The sequence below is a fragment of the Nocardia anocheti genome, from assembly GCF_029675105.1.
Lineage (GTDB): Bacteria > Actinomycetota > Actinomycetes > Mycobacteriales > Mycobacteriaceae > Nocardia.
In genome coordinates this window covers 168,137-187,927 of record NZ_JAQQFV010000012.1, presented here as the reverse complement: position 1 = coordinate 187,927, position 19,791 = coordinate 168,137, and the positions used below count along the sequence as shown (strand labels likewise).

The window sequence follows — 19,791 nt, the reverse complement described above, 5'->3', positions numbered from 1 at the left end:
GAGGACGGATGCGCACCTACGTCGTGCGACGGCTGGTGCAGGCGGTGCTGGTGCTGTGGGCCGCCTACACCCTGTCGTTCCTGTTGCTCAGCGCGCTGCCGGGCGATGCGGTGTCCAATCGGATCCAGGACCCGGAAGCGCAGATCACCCCCGAGGCCGGGCGGCAGATGCTCGAGTTCTACGGACTCGACCGGCCGATCTGGGAGCAGTACCTGCGCGCGCTGTGGAGTCTGCTGCACGGTGACCTCGGTTTCTCGCTCAGCACCGGCAAGCCCGTGACCCAGGCCGTGGTCGAGGTGCTGCCGTCCACCGCGGCGCTGACCGGACTGGGCCTGGTCTTCGGACTGGGGTTCGCGGTCCTGGTCGCGGTGGCCGCCAACTACGCGCCGTGGGCCTGGCTGCGTGGTGTCTTCGACTCCGCGCCCGCGTTGTTCGCCTCGGTGCCGACCTTCGTGGTGGGCGTGCTGGCGCTGCAGTATCTGTCGTTCCGCTGGCACCTCATCCCGTCGGTCGACAACGGCACGCCGCTGGCCCTGCTCGCACCGGCGGCGACGCTGGGGCTGATCGTGGCGGCGCCGATGGCCCAGGTGTTCGCCACCTCGGTGCGCACGACCCGACGACAGCCGTTCGTGCACGTCGTGGCGGCCAGGGGCGCGGGCGAGGGCTATCTGTTCCGCCAGTCCGTGCTGCGCAATTCCTCGCTGCCGGTGCTCACGCTGCTCGGGCTCGCGTTCGGGGAACTCATCGCCGGTGCGGTGGTCACCGAGTCGGTGTACGCGCGCCAGGGCATCGGCCAGCTGACCGTGGGCGCGGTCGACACCCAGGACCTGCCCGTCGTCCAAGGGGTCGTGCTGTTGTCGACGCTGGCCTATGTCCTGGTGAATCTCGCGGTGGATCTGGCCTATCCGTTCCTGGATCCGCGGGTGCTGGTGGACGGGCGCACCCGTCGGGTCACCAGCGCCCGCGGCACCGAGCGCGGTGAGAACGCCGTGCCGGTCTCGGTCGGCGCGGCGGTGTCACCGCGTCTCCCAGCCGAGGTGGTGATGCCATGACCGCCGTCGAGAACTCCGAATCCGTCGCGGTGCGGCCCGATCCGCGAGGGCGCGCCCGGTCGGTGGCACGCTGGACCGGCGAGCACTGGACGGTCGTGCTGGCCGCGGTGGTCGTCGGCACGGTATTGCTGTGGGCGGTCGTCCCGCAGTTGTTCACGAGTATCGATCCGCTGGCGGTGAATCCGGCCCAGAAGCTGAAACCGCCGTCGGGCGAGCACTGGTTCGGCACCGATCAGCTCGGCCGCGATCTCTACGCCCGCATCGTCTACGGGGCGCGGGCCTCGCTGCTCGGCTCGGCCATCGCCGTGCTGGTCGGCGTGCTCGTGGGATCGTTGCTCGGCGCGGTGGCGGGCTGGTTCGCCGGGTTCCCGGACAGCTTCGTCATGCGCCTGATCGATGTGGTGCTGTCGATCCCCGGCTTCCTGCTGGCGATCACCATCGTCGTGCTGCTCGGATTCGGGGTGTGGCAGGCGGGCATCGCCGTCGGGTTGACCACGTCCGCGACCTTCGCCCGGCTCATCCGGTCCGAGGTGGTCAAGGCACGCACCAGTACCTATGTCGAGGCCGCCACCACCAGCGGCGCGTCGACGGCGGCGATCCTGGGGCGGCACGTGATCCCCAATTCGATCGGGCCGACGATCGCGCTGGTCACCGTGCAGTTCGGGATCGCGATCATCTGGATCGCCTCGCTGAGCTTCCTCGGTCTCGGCGCGCAGCCCCCGGACCCGGAGTGGGGCCGGTTGGTCTCCGACGGCCGCCACTACATCGCCACCCGTGGCTGGCTCACGCTGTGGCCCGGTCTCACCATCGTCGCGGTGGTGCTGGCGGCCAATCACCTGTCCCGTCATCTGACCAGGAGGACCTCCGCATGAGTGTCGAATCCGCTGCGACGCCGGTCCTGACCGTCGCCGATCTCGATGTCGGTTATCGGGTCCGGGACCGGCTCGTTCCGGCCGTGCACGGCGTCTCCTTCGAGGTGCCCGCCGGACAGGTGCTGGCGCTGGTCGGTGAGTCCGGGTCGGGCAAGACCACCACCGCGCACGCGGTGCTCGGCCTGCTGCCGGGCAACGGCGCGGTGACCGGCGGCAGCATCACCTTTCGCGGCCAGGTGCTCACCGAGCTCGGCGCGAAGGGCTGGCGGGCGATCCGGGGCCGGGCGATCAGCCTGATCCCCCAGGACCCGACGGTCTCGCTCGATCCCGTGCGCCGGGTCGGGCACCAGGTGGAAGACGTCCTGCGCCTGCACACCGACCTCGACGCCGCCGCCCGCCGCGCGCGGGTCCACGAGCTGTTCGACCTGGTGGGCTTCACCGACGTCGAGCGGCGCTACCGGCAGTATCCGCACGAGTTGTCGGGCGGGATGCGACAGCGTGTGCTCATCGCCGCCGCCGTCGCCGCGGAGCCCGACCTGATCATCGCCGACGAGCCGACCTCCGCACTGGACGCGACGGTGCAGAAACAGGTGCTCGACCTGCTCGACGCGGTACGCCGACGCACCGGCACCAGTGTGGTGCTGGTGACCCACGACCTGGGCGTGGCCGCCGATCGCGCCGACCTGATCGGGGTGATGAGCCAGGGCAGGTTGGTCGAATTCGGGCCCACCGCACAGTTGGTCGCCGATCCGCGGCACCCCTACACCCGGCGTCTGCTCGACAGCGTGCCGTCGCGGCGGCCGTGGACGCGGGCCCGTCCCGCTCCGGCGGACGACGCCGAGACCGTCGTCGAGGTGCGGGATCTGCGCAAGGACTACGCGGGAGTTCCTGCGGTGGACGGTGTCTCGTTCCGGGTCCGGCGGGGCGAGACGTTCTCGATCGTCGGCGAATCCGGCAGCGGCAAGTCGACCACCGCCCGGGTGCTCACCGGTCTCACCCGGGCCGACTCGGGTGTGGTGTCGCTGTTCGGCACCGATGTCACCGGGTTCGGCCGCCGCGAGTTCCGGCCGCTGCGCCGCGACGTGCAGATCGTCTACCAGAATCCGTTCTCCTCCTTCGATCCGCGGTTCGACGTCTACGACGTGGTCGCCGAACCGCTGCGCTCGTTCGCGCCGCGGCGCGGACCACGCCGGGGCAGACCCCACCGCGACCGGGTCGTCGCCGCGCTCGAAGCCGCCGCTCTGCCCGCCGATTTCGTCGACCGGCATCCCCGGGAGCTGTCGGGCGGGCAGCGGCAGCGGGTGGCCATCGCCCGCGCGCTGGTGCTCGAGCCGAAGGTGATCGTGCTGGACGAACCCATCTCGGCGCTGGACGTGTCGGTCGCCGCGCAGATCCTCGATCTGCTGCGCGGTCTGCAGCGGGACCGTGGGCTCACCTATCTGTTCATCTCCCACGATCTGGCCGTGGTGCGGGCGATCTCCGATCGCGTGGCGGTGATGCGGCAGGGCCGCATCGTCGAGCAGGGCACCGCCGACCAGGTCTTCACCTCCCCCACCGACGACTACACCGTTCGACTACTCGACGCCATCGCTGGCCGCGACCTCATCGGAGGACTGTCATGACCACTACTATCACCGCACCCGCGACGCTGGCCGAAGCACTTCCCCGCATCCGCGCGGTGCTGGCCGAGTTCGTGCCGGGCACCGGCGCGCGCGACCTGGCCTTCGAGCATCCCGACGAACTCATCCGGTCGCTGGCCGACGCGGGCTTCGGCCGCCTGCGGGTGCCGGTGGAGTTCGGCGGTTTCGACGTCGACCTGCCGACGCTGTTCGCGCTGCTCGCCGAGGCCGGGCAGGCCGATTCCAATATTCCGCAGATCTGGCGCGGGCACTTCACCACCACCGAGATCCTGCGCGCCGAAACCGATCCCGTGGTCCGCGAGCACTGGTTGCGCCGGGTCGGCGCGGGCGCGGTGTTCGGCAACGCGCAGTCCGAGCCCTCCGCGCTGGTCGCCGAGGCGGCGCTCGCCGAAGGCGAATCGACCGGCTGGGGTGTCACCACCACGAAGGCGCGCCTCGACGCCGACGGAGTGCGGGTGGTGTCGGGCACCAAGTTCTATTCCACCGGCGCGCGCTTCGCCGACTTCATCCGCGCGGCCGTCGTCGACGACGAGGGCACCCGGGGGTTCGTGGTGATCCCCGCGCGGCATCCCGGGGTCACCCACGCCGACGACTGGGACGGGATCGGTCAGCGTCAGACCGGCAGCGGCACCACCTATTTCGTGGATGTCCCGGTCGAGGAGCACGGTGACATCGGCCGCTACAAGGAGTCGCTGCGCGGCCTGGACTCCTTCGTCCAGATCGTGCACCTGGCCAATCTGACCGGCATCGCGCGCGGCATCGTCGCCGAGACCGCCGACATCGTGCGCGCCCGCACCCGCACGAGTCTGCACGCGCTCACCCAGCACGCCACCGAGGACCCCGACATCCTGTCCGTCGTGGGAACACTCGAGACGCGGCGGCTCACCGCGGAGACCCTGCTGCGCCATGCCGCCGAGCAGCTCGAGGCGGCACACGCGGCGGGCGACGAGGCCGCCTACGCCCGCGCCTACCTCGACACCTCCGCCGCGCAGATCGCCGTCATCGAGGCCGTCCTCGACGCCGCGACGCGGGCGTTCGACGCGGGCGGGTCGTCCACGGTCCGCAACAGCGTCCACCTGGACCGGCACTGGCGCAACGCCAGGACCCTGGCCTCGCACAATCCCGTGATCTACAAGCCGAGGGTGCTCGGGAACTTCGTGGTCAACGGGGTCGCGCCGGTGCCCGGCTACTACCGGCAGCGTCCGTCGGCGGCCGACCCGGTGGAGTCGGTGGACGACGCGGCGGCAGCCGACCTGGACGGTGCGCGGTGACCACCGCACCCGTCGATCCGTCCTCGGTGGTGCCCGAGGCCGCTGTCCCCCAGCCGGTTCCGGGGCTGTCCGTCACCGGGATCCGCGCCGCGGTGGCGCCGGTTCTGCGTCGCTTGGCCGCGACCGCGCGACAGCGTGAGGACGCCCGCGACTACGCCTTCGACGAGGTGCGCGCGCTCGCCGAGGCGGGGATCACGCTGACCGGGATCGCGGTGGCCGACGGTGGGGCGGGCGGGTCGCTGCGTGAGGTCACCGAGCTGGTGATCGAGATCGCCAGGGCCGATTCCAGTGTGGCGCAGGCGCTGCGGAGCAGTTTCCTGATCGCGTATCAGGTGGCGGCCCGGCCGGACCTGCCGCACCGGGCAGTGATCCTGGAGCGCCTGCGGCACCGGGACCTGTTCGCGGGCACCGTCAACGAACGCAGCGGGGGCGCCAGCGGGCGGGTCAACGCCACCGCGCGGCGCGACGGCGCGGACTGGGTGGTCGACGGCGAGAAGTACTACTCGACCGGCGGCCTCTACGCACAGTGGTTCGGCACCCAGGCCCGCACCGAGGACGACGAGATCCTGCGATTCACCGTGCCGGTGGATCGGGCCGGAGTGCGGCGTCTCGACGACTTCGACGCCGTCGGACAACGTCTCACCGCCAGCGGGACCACCCGGTTCACCGGGGTGCGGGTCCTCGCCGAGGAGGTCACCCCGGCGCCGGAGTCCGCACCGGACAACCCCTGGCAGGGTTCCTACGCGCAGCTGTATCTGGCGGCGGTCCAGGCGGGCATCGCGGCGCGCGCCCGCGACGACGCCGTCGCCTACGTGCGCGAACGGGCCCGTCCGATCAAGCACAGCAGCGCGACCGACAGCGTCGACGACCCGTATGTGCGCCAGACCGTCGGCGAGATCGCCGCCCGCGCGCTCGCCGCCAGAGCCGTGGTGCTGCTGGCCGCCGAGACCCTCGAGGGTGTGCGCGCCCACACCGGCGACGCGGCCAGGGCGGCGGGGGCGGCGGCCGCTGTCGAGGTGGCCCAGGCCGGGGTGATCGCGATCGAATCCGCCTTGGCCGCCGCCGAACTCGTCTTCGATGTGGGCGGCGGCTCGATCACCGATCGCGAGCTCGGTTTCGACCGGCACTGGCGCAATGCCCGCACCGCCGCCAATCACAATCCCCGTCAATGGAAGCAAGCCGTCGCTGGCGCGTTTCATCTGACGGGCGAAGATCCACCCACCACCGGACTGTTCTGAACCGACGAGAGAGAGAAACACCTGATGAGCTACGGCCCCTTCGAACAGACCTACGCCGCGGCCGAAGACCGCTACGAGAAAGCCGCCTTCCGTCGCACCGGAACCTCCGGCCTGGACCTGCCCGCCTTCTCCTTCGGCCTGTGGCAGAAGTTCGGCAGCGACTACGCCTTCGCCACCCAGCGCGAGATCATCCTGCACGCCTTCGATCTGGGCATCACCCACTTCGACAACGCCGACCGCTACGGTCCGCCGCACCGCGCGGCCCAGCAGAACTTCGGTCGGGTGCTGGGCAAGGACCTCGCGCCATATCGCGACGAGATCATCCTGTCCACCAAGGCGGGCAACCCGATCGGCCCCAGCCCCTACCTGCGCGGCGGTTCCCGCAAATCCCTGCTGGCCTCGCTCGACCACAGCCTGCGCGACCTCGGCACCGACTACGTCGACATCTTCTATCACCACAGCCCCGACCTGGAGACGCCGCTGGAGGAAACCGTCGGCGCGCTGGTGAGCGCGGTGCAGCAGGGCAAGGCGCTCTACGTCGGCATCTCCAACTACCAGCCCGACCGCACCCACGAGATCGCCGAGCAGTTGCGCGCGGCCGGGGTGCCGCTGCTGATCCACCAGGCCAGGTACTCGATCTACGACCGTCGTCCGGAACGTGACGGCCTGCTCGACACCGCCACGCGGGACGGCTTCGGCGTCATCGTCTACTCCCCCTTGGCGCAGGGTCTGCTCACCGACAAATATCTCGAGTCCATTCCCGAGGGCGCCCGCGCGCAGAACAGCACCTTCCTGTCCCCGGACGTGATCGACGAGACCTACCGGCAGCGCACCGCCGAGCTGAACAAGATCGCCGCGGCTCGCGGTCAGTCGCTGGCCCAGCTGGCGCTGCAGTGGGTGCTGCGCAGGCCGGAGGTGACCTCGGCGCTGATCGGCGCCAGCTCGGTCGCCCAGCTCGACCACAACACCGCGGCCCTGGACTTCCCCGACTTCACCGCCGAGGAACTGGCGCTGATCGAGGAGCACGGTGTGCACGGCACCGGGCTGAAGCTGTAGCGATGACCGGATTCCATCTCACGCTGTCGCTGATGACACCGGGCCATTTCCGACATGCCTGGCGGCTCGAGCACGCCGATCCGCTCGCCTATCTCGACATCGACCATTTCCAGCGGTTGGCGCGGATCGCCGAGGACGCCAAGATCGACGCGGTGTTCCTCGGGGACGGTCCCGCGCTGCGCGGGGAGATCGAGGAGGCGCCCGGCACCGGCATCGACCCGCTGGTGCTGCTCGGGAATCTGGCCGCGGTGACCGAGCACCTCGGCGTGGTGATCACCTCCTCGACGACCTACAACTCCCCCTACAACCTGGCCCGCCGGTTCCAGGCGCTCGACCACGTGACGAAGGGGCGGGCGGCGGTCAATATCGTCACCACCGGAACACCGGCCGCCGCGGCCAATTTCGGGCTCACCGACCATCCGGACAAGCAGACCCGCTACCAGCGGGCCTGGGAGTTCCTCGATGTCGTCACCCGCCTGTGGGACAGCTGGGAGGACGGCTGGCTCGTCGCGGACAAGACGACGGGCCGCTACGCCGACACCGACAAGATCCACCGGGTCGACCACGACGGCGAGTTCTTCTCCGTCGCCGGGCCGCTGCCGGTGGCGCCCGGACCGCAGGGCAGGCCGGTGGTGGTCCAGGCGGGCGGCTCGGAGGGCGGGTTGACGCTCGCCGGTGACTTCGCCGATGTGGTCTTCACCGTCGCGCAGACCCAGGCCAAGGCGATCGCGTTCCGCGACGACATCCGGCGGCGGGCCGCGGCGGCGGGCCGTCATCCCGACGACGTGAAGATCTCGCTCGGGGTGGTGGTGCTGGTCGCGGCCACCGAGGAGCAGGCGCGGCGACGCGAGCGCGAGCTCTACGCGCAGCTCCCGATCCAGCGGCTCACCACCGCGCTGCTGGGCAATCTCGGCCTGCCCGCCGACGCGTTCGGTCCCGACGATCCGATCGGCGTCGACGACCTGCCGGAGACCGTCCCGGCCGGTGCGTTCTCGACCGGCTTCAGTGTCTCCACGCGCGCGCTCATCGCGGAGGGGCCGCGGACCCCGCGCGAGCTGATCCAGCGGGGCGCGGGCGGTTCCGGTCATCGGCTGGTGGTCGGCTCGGCCGAACAGGTCGCCGACGACCTGGCCGACTGGTACGCGGCGGGCACCGCCGACGGTTTCACCGTCATGCCCGCCGAGACCGCCGTGGATCTGGAGAACTTCGCCACCCTGGTCGTGCCGATCCTGCAGGAGCGCGGGCTCTTCCAGCGCGACTACACGGCACCGACCTTGCGCGAACGCTTCGGATTGCCCTTCCCGAGTCGGCACCGGGCGGCCACGCGCCTGCCCGCGTAACTGGAGGAACACCACGGGCCGCCCTCTCTTCCGAGACGGCGGCCCGTGCCGTTCCGGCTAGACACAGTCCTGGACGACGACCGGATGTTCCTCGGATCCATTGCGTGACAAGGGGATCAGGGCCACGGCCGCGAGCAGCGCGGCCACCCCGACCGCGACCAGGAAGCGCCAGTCACCCAGCCAGGTGGCGGCCAGCGGCGCGCCCGCCCGGGACAGCGCGATCGGCACCGTCATCACGGCGAGGATGCCCGCGAACTGTGGCACGCCGAAGTTGTCGGCGACGATCGACGGCCGCGCGATCACGCTCGTGCCGTAGCCGGTGCTGAAGGCCACGATGCAGGCCAGGGTCAGCGGCAGCGAGGTCCCGGCCAGCGGCAGCGCCAGCAGCCCGAGGCCCTGCACGGCGAACGAGGCACCGGTCACAGCCGTCATCCCGAACCGGCGAGCCAGCGGTCCCAGCGCCAGCCGGGCACCGATCTGGGTCACGCCGACCGCGATCGGCAGGGCCGCCGCGGTGACCGGCGAATGTCCGATGTCGCGGAAGTAGGTGACCATCATCAGCAGGAAGGCCGAGGTCGCGCCGCTCTGTGCCACGAACGACAGCACCAGCAGCCAGAACTTGCGGTCGCGCAACGCGTCCCCGAGCGGCATACCCGCGCGCTGCTCGACCCGGCTGACGTGCGCGGCCCGCCCCGGCACGGCCCACAGATGCGCCGGGACCACGATCACCGCCGACCCCGCCGCGAGCACCAGCAGCGTTGCCCGCCAGCCGATCTCCGTCTCGAGCCATCCGGCGAAGAAGTAGTACAGGCTGGTCGCCAGTCCGACGATCGTGGTCACCGCGATGATGGCGGCATCGCGCTGTCGCGGTTCGGTGGCCACCACCAGCACCGCGAAGGCCGCCTCGTAGGTGGAGGTGGCCAGTGCCAGCCCGATCAGGATGAACGCCAGATACAGCTGCGCCAGGCTCTGCACCTGCGACCACAGCACGATCGCGCCGACCCCGACGGCGGAGCCGGTCGTCATCATGGCCCGCCCGCCGTACCGGTCGAGCAGATTGCCCACCGGAACGGCCGCGGCCGCCCCGACCAGCGTGGAAATCGTGGCCGCGGCGGCGATCTCGGTGCGCGAGACCGCCAGCGCCTGCGACATCGGCAGCAGCAGGACGGTGAACGCCTGGATCATCGCGCCGTAGCCGACCGTCTGCGTCACCGCGAACACCACGATCAGCCGCAGTCTGTGACCTGTGTCCGGCGCGGTGATCAGAACCGGGACAGCGCTGTCGGTGCTCACTCTCCGAGCAGGGGCAGCGGTCGGCCGCCCTGGCGTGCGGTAGGGGACAGGGCATCGAGGCCGGAGGCGGCCTGATTCGGGAGGTACCCAGGGGGTTCGAGACTCATGCGGGTGGTTCCGTTCGGTGATCAGCGGGCGAGATGGGTGAGTTGCGCGCGCCGCACATCGGCGGTCTGGCCCTGGATCAGGACGAACAGGGCCGAGCGCGCGTGCAGTTGCGCGGTGTCGTCACCGCTGAATCCGCGCCCCGACCTCGCGACCAGCAGCGCGCGGGTGATGGTCGAGAGCGCGTCACCGCTCGCGACTTTCGTGGCCAGCCGCTCGTCGAGCCGATGCGGTCCACCGCCCGCGGCCGTGGCCTCGTCCGCGAGGGCGTACGCGGTCGCGCGGATCTCGGCGACGCGGGGCCGCCAGCGCGCCGCGACCTCGACGGCGAGCGGGTCCGCGGTCTGCTCGAGCTCGGTGAGCACCGCCTCCGCCAGACCGAAGTGGTGTGCCCTGGCATCACTGGCGGTACCGATGTCGGCGTGACGCGCCGCCTCGAGACTCTGTGTGGCGAGGACGTTCTCGTCGGGCACGAAGACCGCGTCGAGCCGAACCCGCGCGGTCCGACTCCCCGCCACGGCGCCGAGCGCGAGCGGACCGGCGCTGTGCGTGCGATCGCTCACCGGCACCAGCGCGGTCACCACGGTCTCGCTCCCCGGTTCCACCGCCGCGACCGTGAGCGCCGCGTTCAGGCCCCACCCGCTGACCCACGACACCGTGCCGTCGAACACCCACCCGCCCGCGACCACACGCGCCTCGACATAGTGCTCGGGATACCGCCGCACATCGCTGACCCCCGCCCCGAGCAGCAACTCCCCGCGCAGAATCCGTTCGGCGAACGCCGATACCGGCGCCCCGGCCGCTCGGGCGGCGGCGATCCGCCCCGCCAGCGGCGCGTGCTGCGCCCACACGAGCCAGGTGTTGAAGCAGGCCCCCGCGATGATCTCGTGCACCCGCCGATCGGTGTCCCGGTCGATCGCCAGCCCCCCGTATTCCGGCGGTGCCAGGTGATTCAGCAACCCCAACTCTCGAAGCTCATCGATCCGCTCCGCCGCCACGCCGTCCCGATCCGCGACCAGCGCCGCGGGCCGCAACACCCGCTCGGCGTACTCCCCCACCCGGCCGAGGAACACGTCGACATCCGAGCTGTCAGGCGCCGCCATCACATCCCTTCCACCAGTCCACACCGAGACCGGAACCGCCGACCCCGCCGACCGATTCCAACCCGAGAATTGTCGACCCTGGTTGCGCGGGGAGACCGCCGCGCGCCTCGGTCACGCCCGCCCTTTCCTGGCGTTGACCTGCTGTTACGCGACATAAAATCCTCTCGATGAGGAATGCCGGAGCCCGACAGTTGCGTCGTCCAGATACGTGAGACAATATGTCCAAGGAACTACGCGCCTGGAGCGCTGACGAAGGGGAACAGGGTGGCCAGCTGGGACGCGGCGGTGCGCAATATCGGGGCATTGCTCGGTGAGGGAATCGAGCCGTACGAACCGACACCCTCCGAGGTCGTCTACGCGGGCCCGCACCGCACACTGCGCCGGTATCGACGCTCGAGCCCCGGCACCGGGAACCCGATCCTGCTGGTGCCGCCGCTGGCGGTGACGATCTCCTGCTATGACCTGCGACCGGGCCAGAGCCTCGTCGAATTCCTGCTCGATGCGGGCCGGGACGTCTATGTCATCGACTACGGCGAGATCACCTACGCCGACCGGCACCTGGGTTTCGAGGAATGGGTCGACGACATCGTGCCCACGGCGATCCTCGCGGTCGGTGCCGCCCACGACGACGCGGCCGTCGACGTGATCGGTTGGTCCTTCGGTGGCACGATCAGCCTGCTGACCGCGGCGGCCGACGCGGCGCTGCCGATCGCCTCGGTGACCGCGGTGGGCACACCGTTCGATCAGCGGCGCAATGGTCCGCTGGCGTGGGCCCACGCGGTCGCGCGTCGGACACCGAGCAGGTTGGTCACGGCGCCGATCCATCTCGTCGGCGGTGTGCCGAAACACGCGGTCCGGCTGGGCTTTCGCGCGCAGGCGCTGACTCGGGAACTGGGCAAACCGTGGTATATCGCCCGGCACGCCACCGACACCGAGGCGCTGTCGCGGATGCAGGCGGTCGACCGGTTCATGGACGAGATGCCCGGCTATCCGGGCCGGTTCTATCGCCAGGTCTATCTACAGCTGATCACGCGCAACGAGATGTGGACCGGGACCGTGCATCTGGGTCCGAACCGGGCGATCGAACTCGCGAAGGTCACCGTGCCGGTGCTGCTGATCGGCGGCCGCCACGACAGTTTCGCCTCGGCACCGTCCGTCGCGGCCGGAACCGAGGTCCTCACAGGGACTTCCGCGCGCTTCGTCGGTGTCGACGGCAGCCACCTCGGCATCATCGCCGGGCCGGGTGCCCGGACCGCCGGGTGGGCGGCCATCCAGGACTTCCTCGCCGAACAGCCCGCGACCTGCCCGTCCTCCTAGCTGTCGGTAGCTCCGGAGTCCGGTAGCCCCGTGTAGTCGGGCAGGTCGACCCCGTTGATCGCGCGCTCGACCAGCTCGCCGAACCACTCGCCGGTGAAATCGGGCAGCGGCTCGGCCTCGGGCCCGGGGACGTCGCGGGTGCGGGCGTTCAGTTGAGCGATCTCCTGATTCGCCTCGACGAACGAGCGCATGCGCGCCTCGTAGCGGGCGAAACCGATTTCCGGATTCCACTCGGCGGCGGCCAGCTCACCGGCCAGCACGTACGCGCCGACCAGAGCCAGCCCGGTGCCCTGGCCCGACATCGGGGACGAGCTGAACGCCGCGTCGCCGAGCAGCCCCACCCGTCCTCGCGACCAGCGATCCATGACGACCTGGGCGACCTGATCGAGATAGAAGTCCGGGGTGTCGTCCAGGTGCGCGAGGATGCGCGGGGTCAGCCAGCCCAGGCCGTCGATCCGTGCGCGCAGCAGTCGCTTCTGGGCGTCGACATCGCGGTAGTCGACATCGACACCGTCCGCCGGGAAGGAGAACATGGCCATCGCCCGGGTGGCGTCCCGGATCGGCCGCAGCCCGGCCGAGCGCCCGGACTCCTGGTACTCGATCAGCCATTCGTCGAGCCCGAACTCGTTGGGCACACTGAAGAAGGCCAGCACGTGCCCGAGGTGGCGGACGAACTGCTCGTGCGGCCCGAAAACCATCGAGCGCAACCCCGAATGCAGGCCGTCGGCTCCGATCACCAGCTCGAACCGGCGCCGTTCGCCGCTGTCGAAGACCACGTCGACCCCGTCCGCGTCCTGGGACAGCTCGGCGATCCGGTCGCCGAAGAGATACGCGGCATCGCCGCGGGTGTCGTCGTAGAGCACCTGGGACAGGTCACCGCGCAGGATCTCGATCTCCGCGATGAACCCGTCCCCGCCGTCGTCGTCCACGCGGAAGGTCTCGAGCACGTTCCCGTCGGCGTCCACGGTGTGCGCGCCGATGGTCTGCGTGCAGGCCGCGCGCACCGCCGTATCCAGCCCCATGCGCCGGATGACCTCCTTGGTGATCCCCCGCGCGTCCACGGCCTGACCACCGGGACGCAGTGCGGCAGCCCGCTCCACCACGGTCACCACGGCTCCCCGCCGACGCAACCAGTGGGCCAGCGCGGGCCCCGCGATGCTCGCTCCCGCCACCAGTACCCGTACTCCGCTCACTGCGCCTCCACTCACTCCCACCGGACCGCTGCCCAGCACCACTGTCGATGCATCCAGAGGTATCGACGGCGGCCACGCCGGGAATTCATCGGTGTGGCGACATCAGGCCGCCGCCTCGGTCAGACCCGCGGGATCTGCTGTTCGGAGTCGGTGAGCATGAGGCGGATGCGGTCGAGGACCGGGCCGGAGGGTTCACCGTGGGTGTAGGCCAGGTGGGGGGCGGACAGGATGTCGAGGGCGGTGCGGACTTCGTGCAGGCTCGGGGCCGAGGCCATCTCGGCCACCAGTCGCTGATACAGACCTTCCGGGGTGACCGCCGTCTCGGGGTCGATGTGGTCGATCACCGCGATCATGATCGCGGCCAGCTCGGGCCGGATCGGATCGGCCTCACCGTCGTCCATCAGCGCTCCTCCCACCACCCGTTGCTCGGGCGATGCTAATCGCCCACAGAATGATCCACATCGAACCGCGCTAAACATGCACGGCCACAGCCCGTTACGGCCGGGTTCCAGGGCGGCTCATCCACTTCGACGGCGAGTCGCCTCGGCCGGTGTCATCCCCTGGCAGCGTGAGCGAACGCCCGGCCGTAGATGTCGTCGATGATCTCGTTCTTGGCCAAGTTGTAATCGGCTGGCGTGTCGGCGGTTTTCGCGACGAGTTCGCGTTTTGCCGATGCGTAGAGGTCGCGGTCGTCGGGGTGGCGGCGCAGCCAGTCCCGAAAGACCAGATGCCGGATGTGTTCAGGCGCGTTCGGGCTGAACACGTGCAGGTTCACCGCCGGGTCGGCGTGAGTGAGCATGCGGTGCTGGTGCCAAGCGGGCTCCCGCAGAACGAGACGGAAACCCGCTCGTTCCAGGTGGGGAACGTAAGTGGCCTCGTCGGCGGAGTCAGCCACGATGAGGTCGATATCGATGATCGGTTTCGCGGCCAGGCCGGGGATCGCGGTGCTACCGACGTGCTCGACCGCGAGCGCTCGATCGGCCAGGGCACGTCGGATCCGCTCGGCTTGCTCATCGAAAACTCGTGGCCAGGACGGATCGTATGCGGCGAGAACGATGGATTCGATCTTCGGCGGACCTCCGTCGACCCACGCGGCGGCCATCTGTTCGGGGGTACTGCGCAATCGCTGGGTGATTTCGGGTGGAAACGGCATCGTGGATGGTCCTCCTGGCGCCGGAAAGCGAGTTCACGAACGTACCTCAGCTACTGCCACAGTGCGATTCGCCGCGTGAGCCGGGCCGATCAGCGCGGCGATCGGGTGCGGAGTCCGTCGCTGACGGTCGCGACGAAGGTCGCGACCAAGGTGTCCATGTCCGTGTCGTCGACGCGGAGGCTGTCGGTGCGCCAGGTCAGGGCGAGCAGGCCGTTGAGGCTCGCCCACAGGGCGGTCGCGACGCGGTCGGGGTCCAGGTCGGGGCGGCCGGTGCCGACAGCTATGCCGTCGCGCAGGATGTTCGCGAGTTTGCCGTTCTGTTCGCGGGTGAGGGCGACGATGCGTTCGAGGGCCTGTGGTTCGTCGGGTGGGTTGGCCAGGATGCGGAATTCGTGCGGCCGCTCCCGGGCGAACCGGACGTATTCGGCCGCGGCGCGCAGCAGACGTTCTTCGACGCTGCCCTCGGCCGAGTAGGCGGCGTCCATGTAGACGCGGTTCTCCTCCATCGCCCGTTCCGCCACCGCCGTGAGCAGGGCCGAGCGGCCGCCGACCCGGTTGTAGATGGTTTGGACCGCGACGTCCGCCCGTTCGGCGACAGCTTCCAGGGTCAGCGCCTCCAGCCCGTCGGCGGCGATGATCTCGCGCGCGGCGTCGATCACGATCCTGCGATTGGCCGCGGCGCGACGCTGGGTCCTGGTCTCGACGAAGGCGCCCGCGGGACTCGTGGAACCGGAAGTCGTCATGCCAGGAGTGTAACAAGAAACAATATTGGAAGCCCTTCTACTTTTAGAACTGATTACATATAGTGGCGATATGACTCGCACCGATGTGACCTTCCCGTCCGACGACGGCACCTGCGCCGCATGGCTGTATCGCCCGGCCGGTTCGGCCGAGGGGCCCGCGCGGCCGATCATCGTGCTGGCCCACGGCCTGGGTGGCGTGAAGGAGATGCGCCTGGACGCCTTCGCCGAGCGATTCGCCGCGGCGGGTTATCTCTGCCTGGTGTTCGACTACCGCCACTTCGGGGCCAGTAGCGGCGAACCGCGTCAGCTGCTCGACATCGATCGTCAGCTCGCGGATTGGCGGGCCGCCGTCGCCTACGCGCGCACCGTGGAGGGCGCGGATCCGGACCGTGTCGTCGTCTGGGGTACTTCGTTCGGCGGCGGGCACGTCATCATCACCGCGGCCCGGGATCAGCGGATCGCGGCCGCCATCGCGCAGTGCCCGTTCACCGACGGCCTCGCCTCGTCGACGACGATGCCGCCGACCACCTCGGCCAAGGTGACGGCACTCGCGCTCCGGGATCGAGTCGGCGCGCTGCTCGGACGAGCGCCGGTCATGGTTCCCACCTACGGTCCACCGGGATCGGCCGCGCTGATGACCTCGCCGGATTCCGAATCCGGCGTACTGGCACTGATCCCCGAGGGGACGGACGTGCGCGCCGATGTCGCCGCCCGCTTCGCCTTGCGGATCATCCGGCATTTCCCGGGCAGGTCGGCGCGAGAAGTGTCCTGCCCCATCCATTTCGCGATCTGCGAGACCGACGCCGTCGCTCCGGCCGGAGCGACCCAGAAGTACGCGGCCCAGGCGCCCCGTGGCGAGGTCGCGCTCTACGACGCGGGCCATTTCGACATCTACGTCGGGGCGGACTTCGAACGCAATGTCACCGACCAGCTCGCCTTCCTCACCCGGCATGTCCCGGCTGTCTGAGCGTCCCCGAGGAGAAACCATGACTCGATATCGACTTGCTGGCCGCACCGTCGTCCTGACGGGATCCACCGGCGGTCTCGGCTCCGCGGTCGCCCACGCGCTGCGCGACCGGGGCGCCAACCTCGCACTGCTCGACCTCGACGCGGATCGCGTCACCGCGCAAGCCGCGTCGCTCGGCGCCGAGACCGTCGCCAAAGGATGGGTGGCCGACGTGCGGGATCTGGACAGCCTGCGCACCGCCGTCGATGCCGCGGCCGAGCATTTCGGTCGGGTCGACATCGTCGTCGCCAATGCGGGAATCGCGGTGATGGCACCGCTGGCCACGCTCGATCCCGCGGAGTACGAACGCATCATCGACATCAACCTCAACGGTGTCTGGCGCACCTTCCGGGCCGCGCTGCCGCACGTCGAGAAGCAGCAGGGCTATCTGCTCGCCATCTCCTCGATGGCGGCGTTCGTACACTCCCCGCTGCAGGGGCCCTATACCGCCAGCAAGGCCGGGGTCTGGGCGCTGGCCGATTCGACCCGACTCGAGTTGCGGCACCTCGGGGTCGGCGTCGGCAGCGCCCATCCGACGTTCTTCGACACCCCGATGATGGAGCAGGCGACCGAAGACCCCGCGGGCAACACCCTCTGGGGCGGGAACACCAGCGGGCTGTGGAAGATGGTCCCACTCGACACGGTGGTCGCCGAGATCGTCGCGGGTATCGAACGCCGTGCCGACCTGATCGTCATACCGAAGACCAACTCGCTGTTCGCCCGGGTTCCCGGCCTCATCAGACCGATCGTCGACCGAATCGGATTCCGCGGCACCACGATTCCCGACGCCATCGCGACGGCGTCGCCGTCGGGCTGGAACTCATCCGCTCGCTGACGCGGCAACACACACGGAGCGGCCGTCCGTTCATCGCGGCGTGAACGGATCCCGGGTGGTCAGGTGGACGAGTTTGTGGGGGTTGCGGACGTAGTACAGGTCGGTGATCCGGCCGTTCTCGACCTCGAGCGCCAGCACGCCGTCGAGTTCGCCGTCGATCCGCAGGGTCAGCGCGGGGCCGCCGTTCACGATGGTGTGCTCGACCGCGACGGTGGCCGCGTGCCGGGCGAGTCCACCGAGCATGAAGCGCGCGACCTTCTCCGCGCCGACGATCGGACGTGGCGAGGCCTGCTTGATCCCGCCGCCATCGCTGATGGCGACCACATCGGGGGCCAGTACGTCGAGCAGCCCGCGCAGATCGGCGGACTCGAGCGCGCGGCGGAAGGCCGTGACGGCGGCCTCGGCCTCCCCGGCGGTGACCGTGCGACGCGGCCGCCGAGCCGCCACGTGACCGCGCGCGCGATGGGCGATCTGATGCACGGCCGCCGGGGTCCGGTCCACGGCGGCCGCGATCTCCCCGTACCCGAATCCGAAGGCCTCGTGCAGCACGAACACCGCCCGCTCGACCGGCGTGAGCGTCTCCAGCACGAGCAGCAGCGCCATCGACACGCTCTCGGCCAGTTCCGCGTCCGCGGCCACATCCGGGGTGGTGACCAGCGGTTCGGGCAGCCATGAACCCACATACGACTCGCGACGACGCCGGACCGACCGCAACCGGTTGAGCACCTGGCGGGTGGTGATCCGCACCAGGTAGGCGCGGGGTTCGGTGACCGCGGCGGTGTCGACCGCGCTCCAGCGCAACCAGGTCTCCTGCAGCACGTCGTCGGCGTCGGCCACCGAGCCGAGCATCTCGTAGGCCACGGCGAACAGCAGCTTGCGATGTGCCAGAAAGGTTTCCGTCGCCTCGACCGTCGCGGCGCCGTCTGTCGTGTCCATGCGTGCGACCTCCGTTCGCGTGATCCGGGTTCAGCCGACCGGCAGGTCCGATTCTTCCCTGCGAGCCGCCAACAGCGCGGGGCGGTGGGTTCCGTCGCCGAGCCAATGGTGCGTGCCGGGCTGGCGTGCCTCCTTCACCAGGTGCGCGACACTGGCCTCGCACGCGAATTCCTTGAGTTTGCGGCCCGCGAGGCCGGGGAAGTACAGCGGCAGCGCGGTGTCGTTCTTGCGGCCCAGTTGGAAGATCCCGTACCGGCGGCCGAAGCTGAGGCACATGGCCGGGAAGGCGAGATCGATCGGCGTCACCGCCTCACCGGCCACGCGGTGCAGCACGGTGTCGGCGGCGTGGGCGCCCAGGCAGGCGGCGGCGTAGGCGCTCATCCGGAACGGCAGGTCCGAGGGTGCCGAGGCGTCACCGGCGGCGACGACGCGGTCGTCGTCGAGCGAGGTGAGGGTCTCGTCGGTGAGCAGGCGTCCGGCGGCGTCGGTGCGCAGCCCGCTGCGGGCGGCCAGATCCGGCACGCCGAAGCCGATCGTCCACACGGTCACTGCGCTCGGCATGGTGCGTCCGTCGGCGAGCCGCACGTCCGCGCGGCTGACGGCGGTGACCCGGCTGGCGGGGCCGTCGAGCACGGTGACGCCCAGGCGTGTCAGGTAGCGGTGGGCGGTGCGTCGCGCCCGTCGGTGCAGATACGGTCCGAGCACGCCGCCGGTGACCAGGGTGACCGCGCGTCCGCCCTCGGCGAGTTCCGCGGCGGTCTCGATACCGGTGGGTCCGCCGCCGACCACGGTCACCGCCGCCGGGAGCGGGGTGTCGTCGAGCACCTCCCGCAACCGGCACGCGGCTTCGAAAGTGGCGACCGGGTAGGCGAATTCGGCGGCGCCGGGCACCGCCGCGCCCGCACTGCCACTGCCGACCGCGTAGACGAGGTAGTCGTAGCCGAGGGCGTCTCCCCCGGCCAGGACCACAGACTGCTCGGCCGTGTCGATCCGGACGACGCTGTCGGTGACCAGCCGCACCCCTTCGGCGAGGACCTCACCGAACGGCACGACGGCCTCGTGCGTGCCCCCGACCAACTGGTGCAGGCGCAGTCGCGGCACGAAGACAGTGCGCGGATTGACCACCGTCACCGCGATCCCCGCCCGCGCGGACAGCCGATTCGCGGCCATGACCCCGGCGTACCCGCCGCCGACGACGACCACCTCGATGGTGTTGTTCATGGTGTCTCCTCACTTCGGATGGTTCGAGGACAAGACACCGCGGGTCCCCGCGGACCTGACATGATGTGATGCAGATCACAAATGGCGGGTCGGAGGCGGTGACCGCCGATCGAGGACACGCGATCGTCATACGGTCACGGTTTGATCACCACGCCATCGGTCAACCCCCGGACCATGACCAACTCACGTAATCGCACAACGAGTACGCCGAGCATGGATCCGACCAGCACCACCCTCATGTTGGCCACCTGTGTGTTCTTCCTCTTCGGCTTGACCGCCCTGGCATCGTCACTGCCCCTGGCCATTTCGGCGACCGTCGGCCTGGCCCTGGCCATGCTGATCACGACGCGAGCGCTGCGACCCGCCTAGATCGGCGACCGATCTGCGCGACGGACCAGGACGGTCATGTCGCATTCC

Annotated in this window: 19 protein-coding genes; 11 read left to right on the top strand and 8 right to left on the bottom strand. The window is 70.1% G+C overall.

All coding sequences use genetic code 11. From position 1 onward, the window contains the following. The first annotated feature begins 8 nt into the window (after window positions 1-8). Genes QC180_RS27700 through QC180_RS27670 form a run of 7 tightly spaced genes read left to right on the top strand, consistent with a single transcriptional unit; the run spans window position 9 to window position 8,469 of the window. Window positions 9-1,052 (top strand): ABC transporter permease, encoded by a 1,044-nt coding sequence (locus QC180_RS27700; RefSeq protein ID WP_278265784.1) that lies wholly within the window; start codon window positions 9-11, stop codon window positions 1,050-1,052. After that, entirely contained in the window at window positions 1,049-1,924 is an 876-nt protein-coding gene (locus QC180_RS27695) for an ABC transporter permease (protein ID WP_278265783.1), read from the top strand. Before QC180_RS27700 ends, QC180_RS27695 begins: the two co-directional genes overlap by 4 nt. Further along, window positions 1,921-3,546 (top strand): dipeptide ABC transporter ATP-binding protein, encoded by a 1,626-nt coding sequence (locus QC180_RS27690; RefSeq protein ID WP_278265782.1) that lies wholly within the window; start codon window positions 1,921-1,923, stop codon window positions 3,544-3,546. Before QC180_RS27695 ends, QC180_RS27690 begins: the two co-directional genes overlap by 4 nt. Next, window positions 3,543-4,835: an acyl-CoA dehydrogenase family protein gene (locus QC180_RS27685; RefSeq protein WP_278265781.1), complete on the top strand. Its 1,293-nt coding sequence runs from the start codon at window positions 3,543-3,545 to the stop codon at window positions 4,833-4,835. The genes QC180_RS27690 and QC180_RS27685 overlap by 4 nt, the downstream gene beginning before the upstream one ends. Further along, window positions 4,832-6,073 (top strand): acyl-CoA dehydrogenase family protein, encoded by a 1,242-nt coding sequence (locus QC180_RS27680; protein ID WP_278265780.1) that lies wholly within the window; start codon window positions 4,832-4,834, stop codon window positions 6,071-6,073. Before QC180_RS27685 ends, QC180_RS27680 begins: the two co-directional genes overlap by 4 nt. Window positions 6,074-6,097: 24 nt before the next feature. Beyond that, on the top strand, window positions 6,098-7,129 hold the full coding sequence (locus QC180_RS27675) for an aldo/keto reductase (protein ID WP_278265779.1): 1,032 nt from the start codon (window positions 6,098-6,100) through the stop codon (window positions 7,127-7,129). A gap of 2 nt (window positions 7,130-7,131) precedes the next feature. Continuing rightward, window positions 7,132-8,469, top strand: a complete 1,338-nt coding sequence (locus tag QC180_RS27670; protein WP_278265778.1) for an NtaA/DmoA family FMN-dependent monooxygenase — start codon at window positions 7,132-7,134, stop codon at window positions 8,467-8,469. A 57-nt stretch (window positions 8,470-8,526) separates the two neighbouring features. On the opposite strand, the gene QC180_RS27665 is transcribed toward QC180_RS27670, so the two are convergent. Continuing rightward, complete coding sequence (locus QC180_RS27665) at window positions 8,527-9,762, bottom strand: MFS transporter (RefSeq protein ID WP_278265777.1); 1,236 nt, start codon at window positions 9,760-9,762, stop codon at window positions 8,527-8,529. A 128-nt stretch (window positions 9,763-9,890) separates the two neighbouring features. Beyond that, window positions 9,891-10,970: an acyl-CoA dehydrogenase family protein gene (locus QC180_RS27660; RefSeq protein ID WP_278265776.1), complete on the bottom strand. Its 1,080-nt coding sequence runs from the start codon at window positions 10,968-10,970 to the stop codon at window positions 9,891-9,893. A 264-nt stretch (window positions 10,971-11,234) separates the two neighbouring features. Here QC180_RS27660 and QC180_RS27655 point away from each other — a divergent pair, with 264 nt between their 5' ends. Continuing rightward, window positions 11,235-12,287 carry an alpha/beta fold hydrolase gene (locus QC180_RS27655; RefSeq protein WP_278265775.1) on the top strand — a complete coding sequence of 351 codons (1,053 nt, stop codon included), beginning with the start codon at window positions 11,235-11,237 and terminating at the stop codon, window positions 12,285-12,287. Here the strand turns inward: QC180_RS27655 and QC180_RS27650 are convergent. The 4 genes from QC180_RS27650 to QC180_RS27635 all read right to left on the bottom strand — a co-directional run bounded on the left by QC180_RS27650 (window position 12,284) and on the right by QC180_RS27635 (window position 15,376). Then, entirely contained in the window at window positions 12,284-13,480 is a 1,197-nt protein-coding gene (locus tag QC180_RS27650) for an FAD-dependent monooxygenase (protein WP_278265774.1), read from the bottom strand. The genes QC180_RS27655 and QC180_RS27650 overlap by 4 nt on opposite strands. Before the next feature lie 119 nt (window positions 13,481-13,599). After that, on the bottom strand, window positions 13,600-13,881 hold the full coding sequence (locus QC180_RS27645; RefSeq protein WP_278265773.1) for a hypothetical protein: 282 nt from the start codon (window positions 13,879-13,881) through the stop codon (window positions 13,600-13,602). A 152-nt stretch (window positions 13,882-14,033) separates the two neighbouring features. Further along, on the bottom strand, window positions 14,034-14,633 hold the full coding sequence (locus QC180_RS27640) for a GrpB family protein (RefSeq protein WP_278265772.1): 600 nt from the start codon (window positions 14,631-14,633) through the stop codon (window positions 14,034-14,036). An 89-nt stretch (window positions 14,634-14,722) separates the two neighbouring features. Then, window positions 14,723-15,376 carry a TetR/AcrR family transcriptional regulator gene (locus QC180_RS27635; protein ID WP_278265771.1) on the bottom strand — a complete coding sequence of 218 codons (654 nt, stop codon included), beginning with the start codon at window positions 15,374-15,376 and terminating at the stop codon, window positions 14,723-14,725. A 70-nt stretch (window positions 15,377-15,446) separates the two neighbouring features. On the opposite strand from QC180_RS27635, the gene QC180_RS27630 reads away from it, so the two are divergent. Together QC180_RS27630 and QC180_RS27625 are read left to right on the top strand one after the other, a co-directional pair. Next, complete coding sequence (locus QC180_RS27630; RefSeq protein ID WP_278265770.1) at window positions 15,447-16,343, top strand: alpha/beta hydrolase; 897 nt, start codon at window positions 15,447-15,449, stop codon at window positions 16,341-16,343. Between the two features lie 19 nt (window positions 16,344-16,362). Further along, window positions 16,363-17,217 carry an SDR family NAD(P)-dependent oxidoreductase gene (locus QC180_RS27625; RefSeq protein ID WP_278265769.1) on the top strand — a complete coding sequence of 285 codons (855 nt, stop codon included), beginning with the start codon at window positions 16,363-16,365 and terminating at the stop codon, window positions 17,215-17,217. A 30-nt stretch (window positions 17,218-17,247) separates the two neighbouring features. Here the strand turns inward: QC180_RS27625 and QC180_RS27620 are convergent, their stop codons facing one another. Then, complete coding sequence (locus tag QC180_RS27620; RefSeq protein ID WP_278265768.1) at window positions 17,248-18,153, bottom strand: RNA polymerase sigma-70 factor; 906 nt, start codon at window positions 18,151-18,153, stop codon at window positions 17,248-17,250. A gap of 30 nt (window positions 18,154-18,183) precedes the next feature. After that, window positions 18,184-19,374 carry an NAD(P)/FAD-dependent oxidoreductase gene (locus tag QC180_RS27615; RefSeq protein WP_278265767.1) on the bottom strand — a complete coding sequence of 397 codons (1,191 nt, stop codon included), beginning with the start codon at window positions 19,372-19,374 and terminating at the stop codon, window positions 18,184-18,186. 213 nt (window positions 19,375-19,587) lie between these two features. On the opposite strand from QC180_RS27615, the gene QC180_RS27610 reads away from it, so the two are divergent. Next, window positions 19,588-19,743 (top strand): hypothetical protein, encoded by a 156-nt coding sequence (locus tag QC180_RS27610; protein ID WP_278265766.1) that lies wholly within the window; start codon window positions 19,588-19,590, stop codon window positions 19,741-19,743. Window positions 19,744-19,791: the final 48 nt, after the last annotated feature.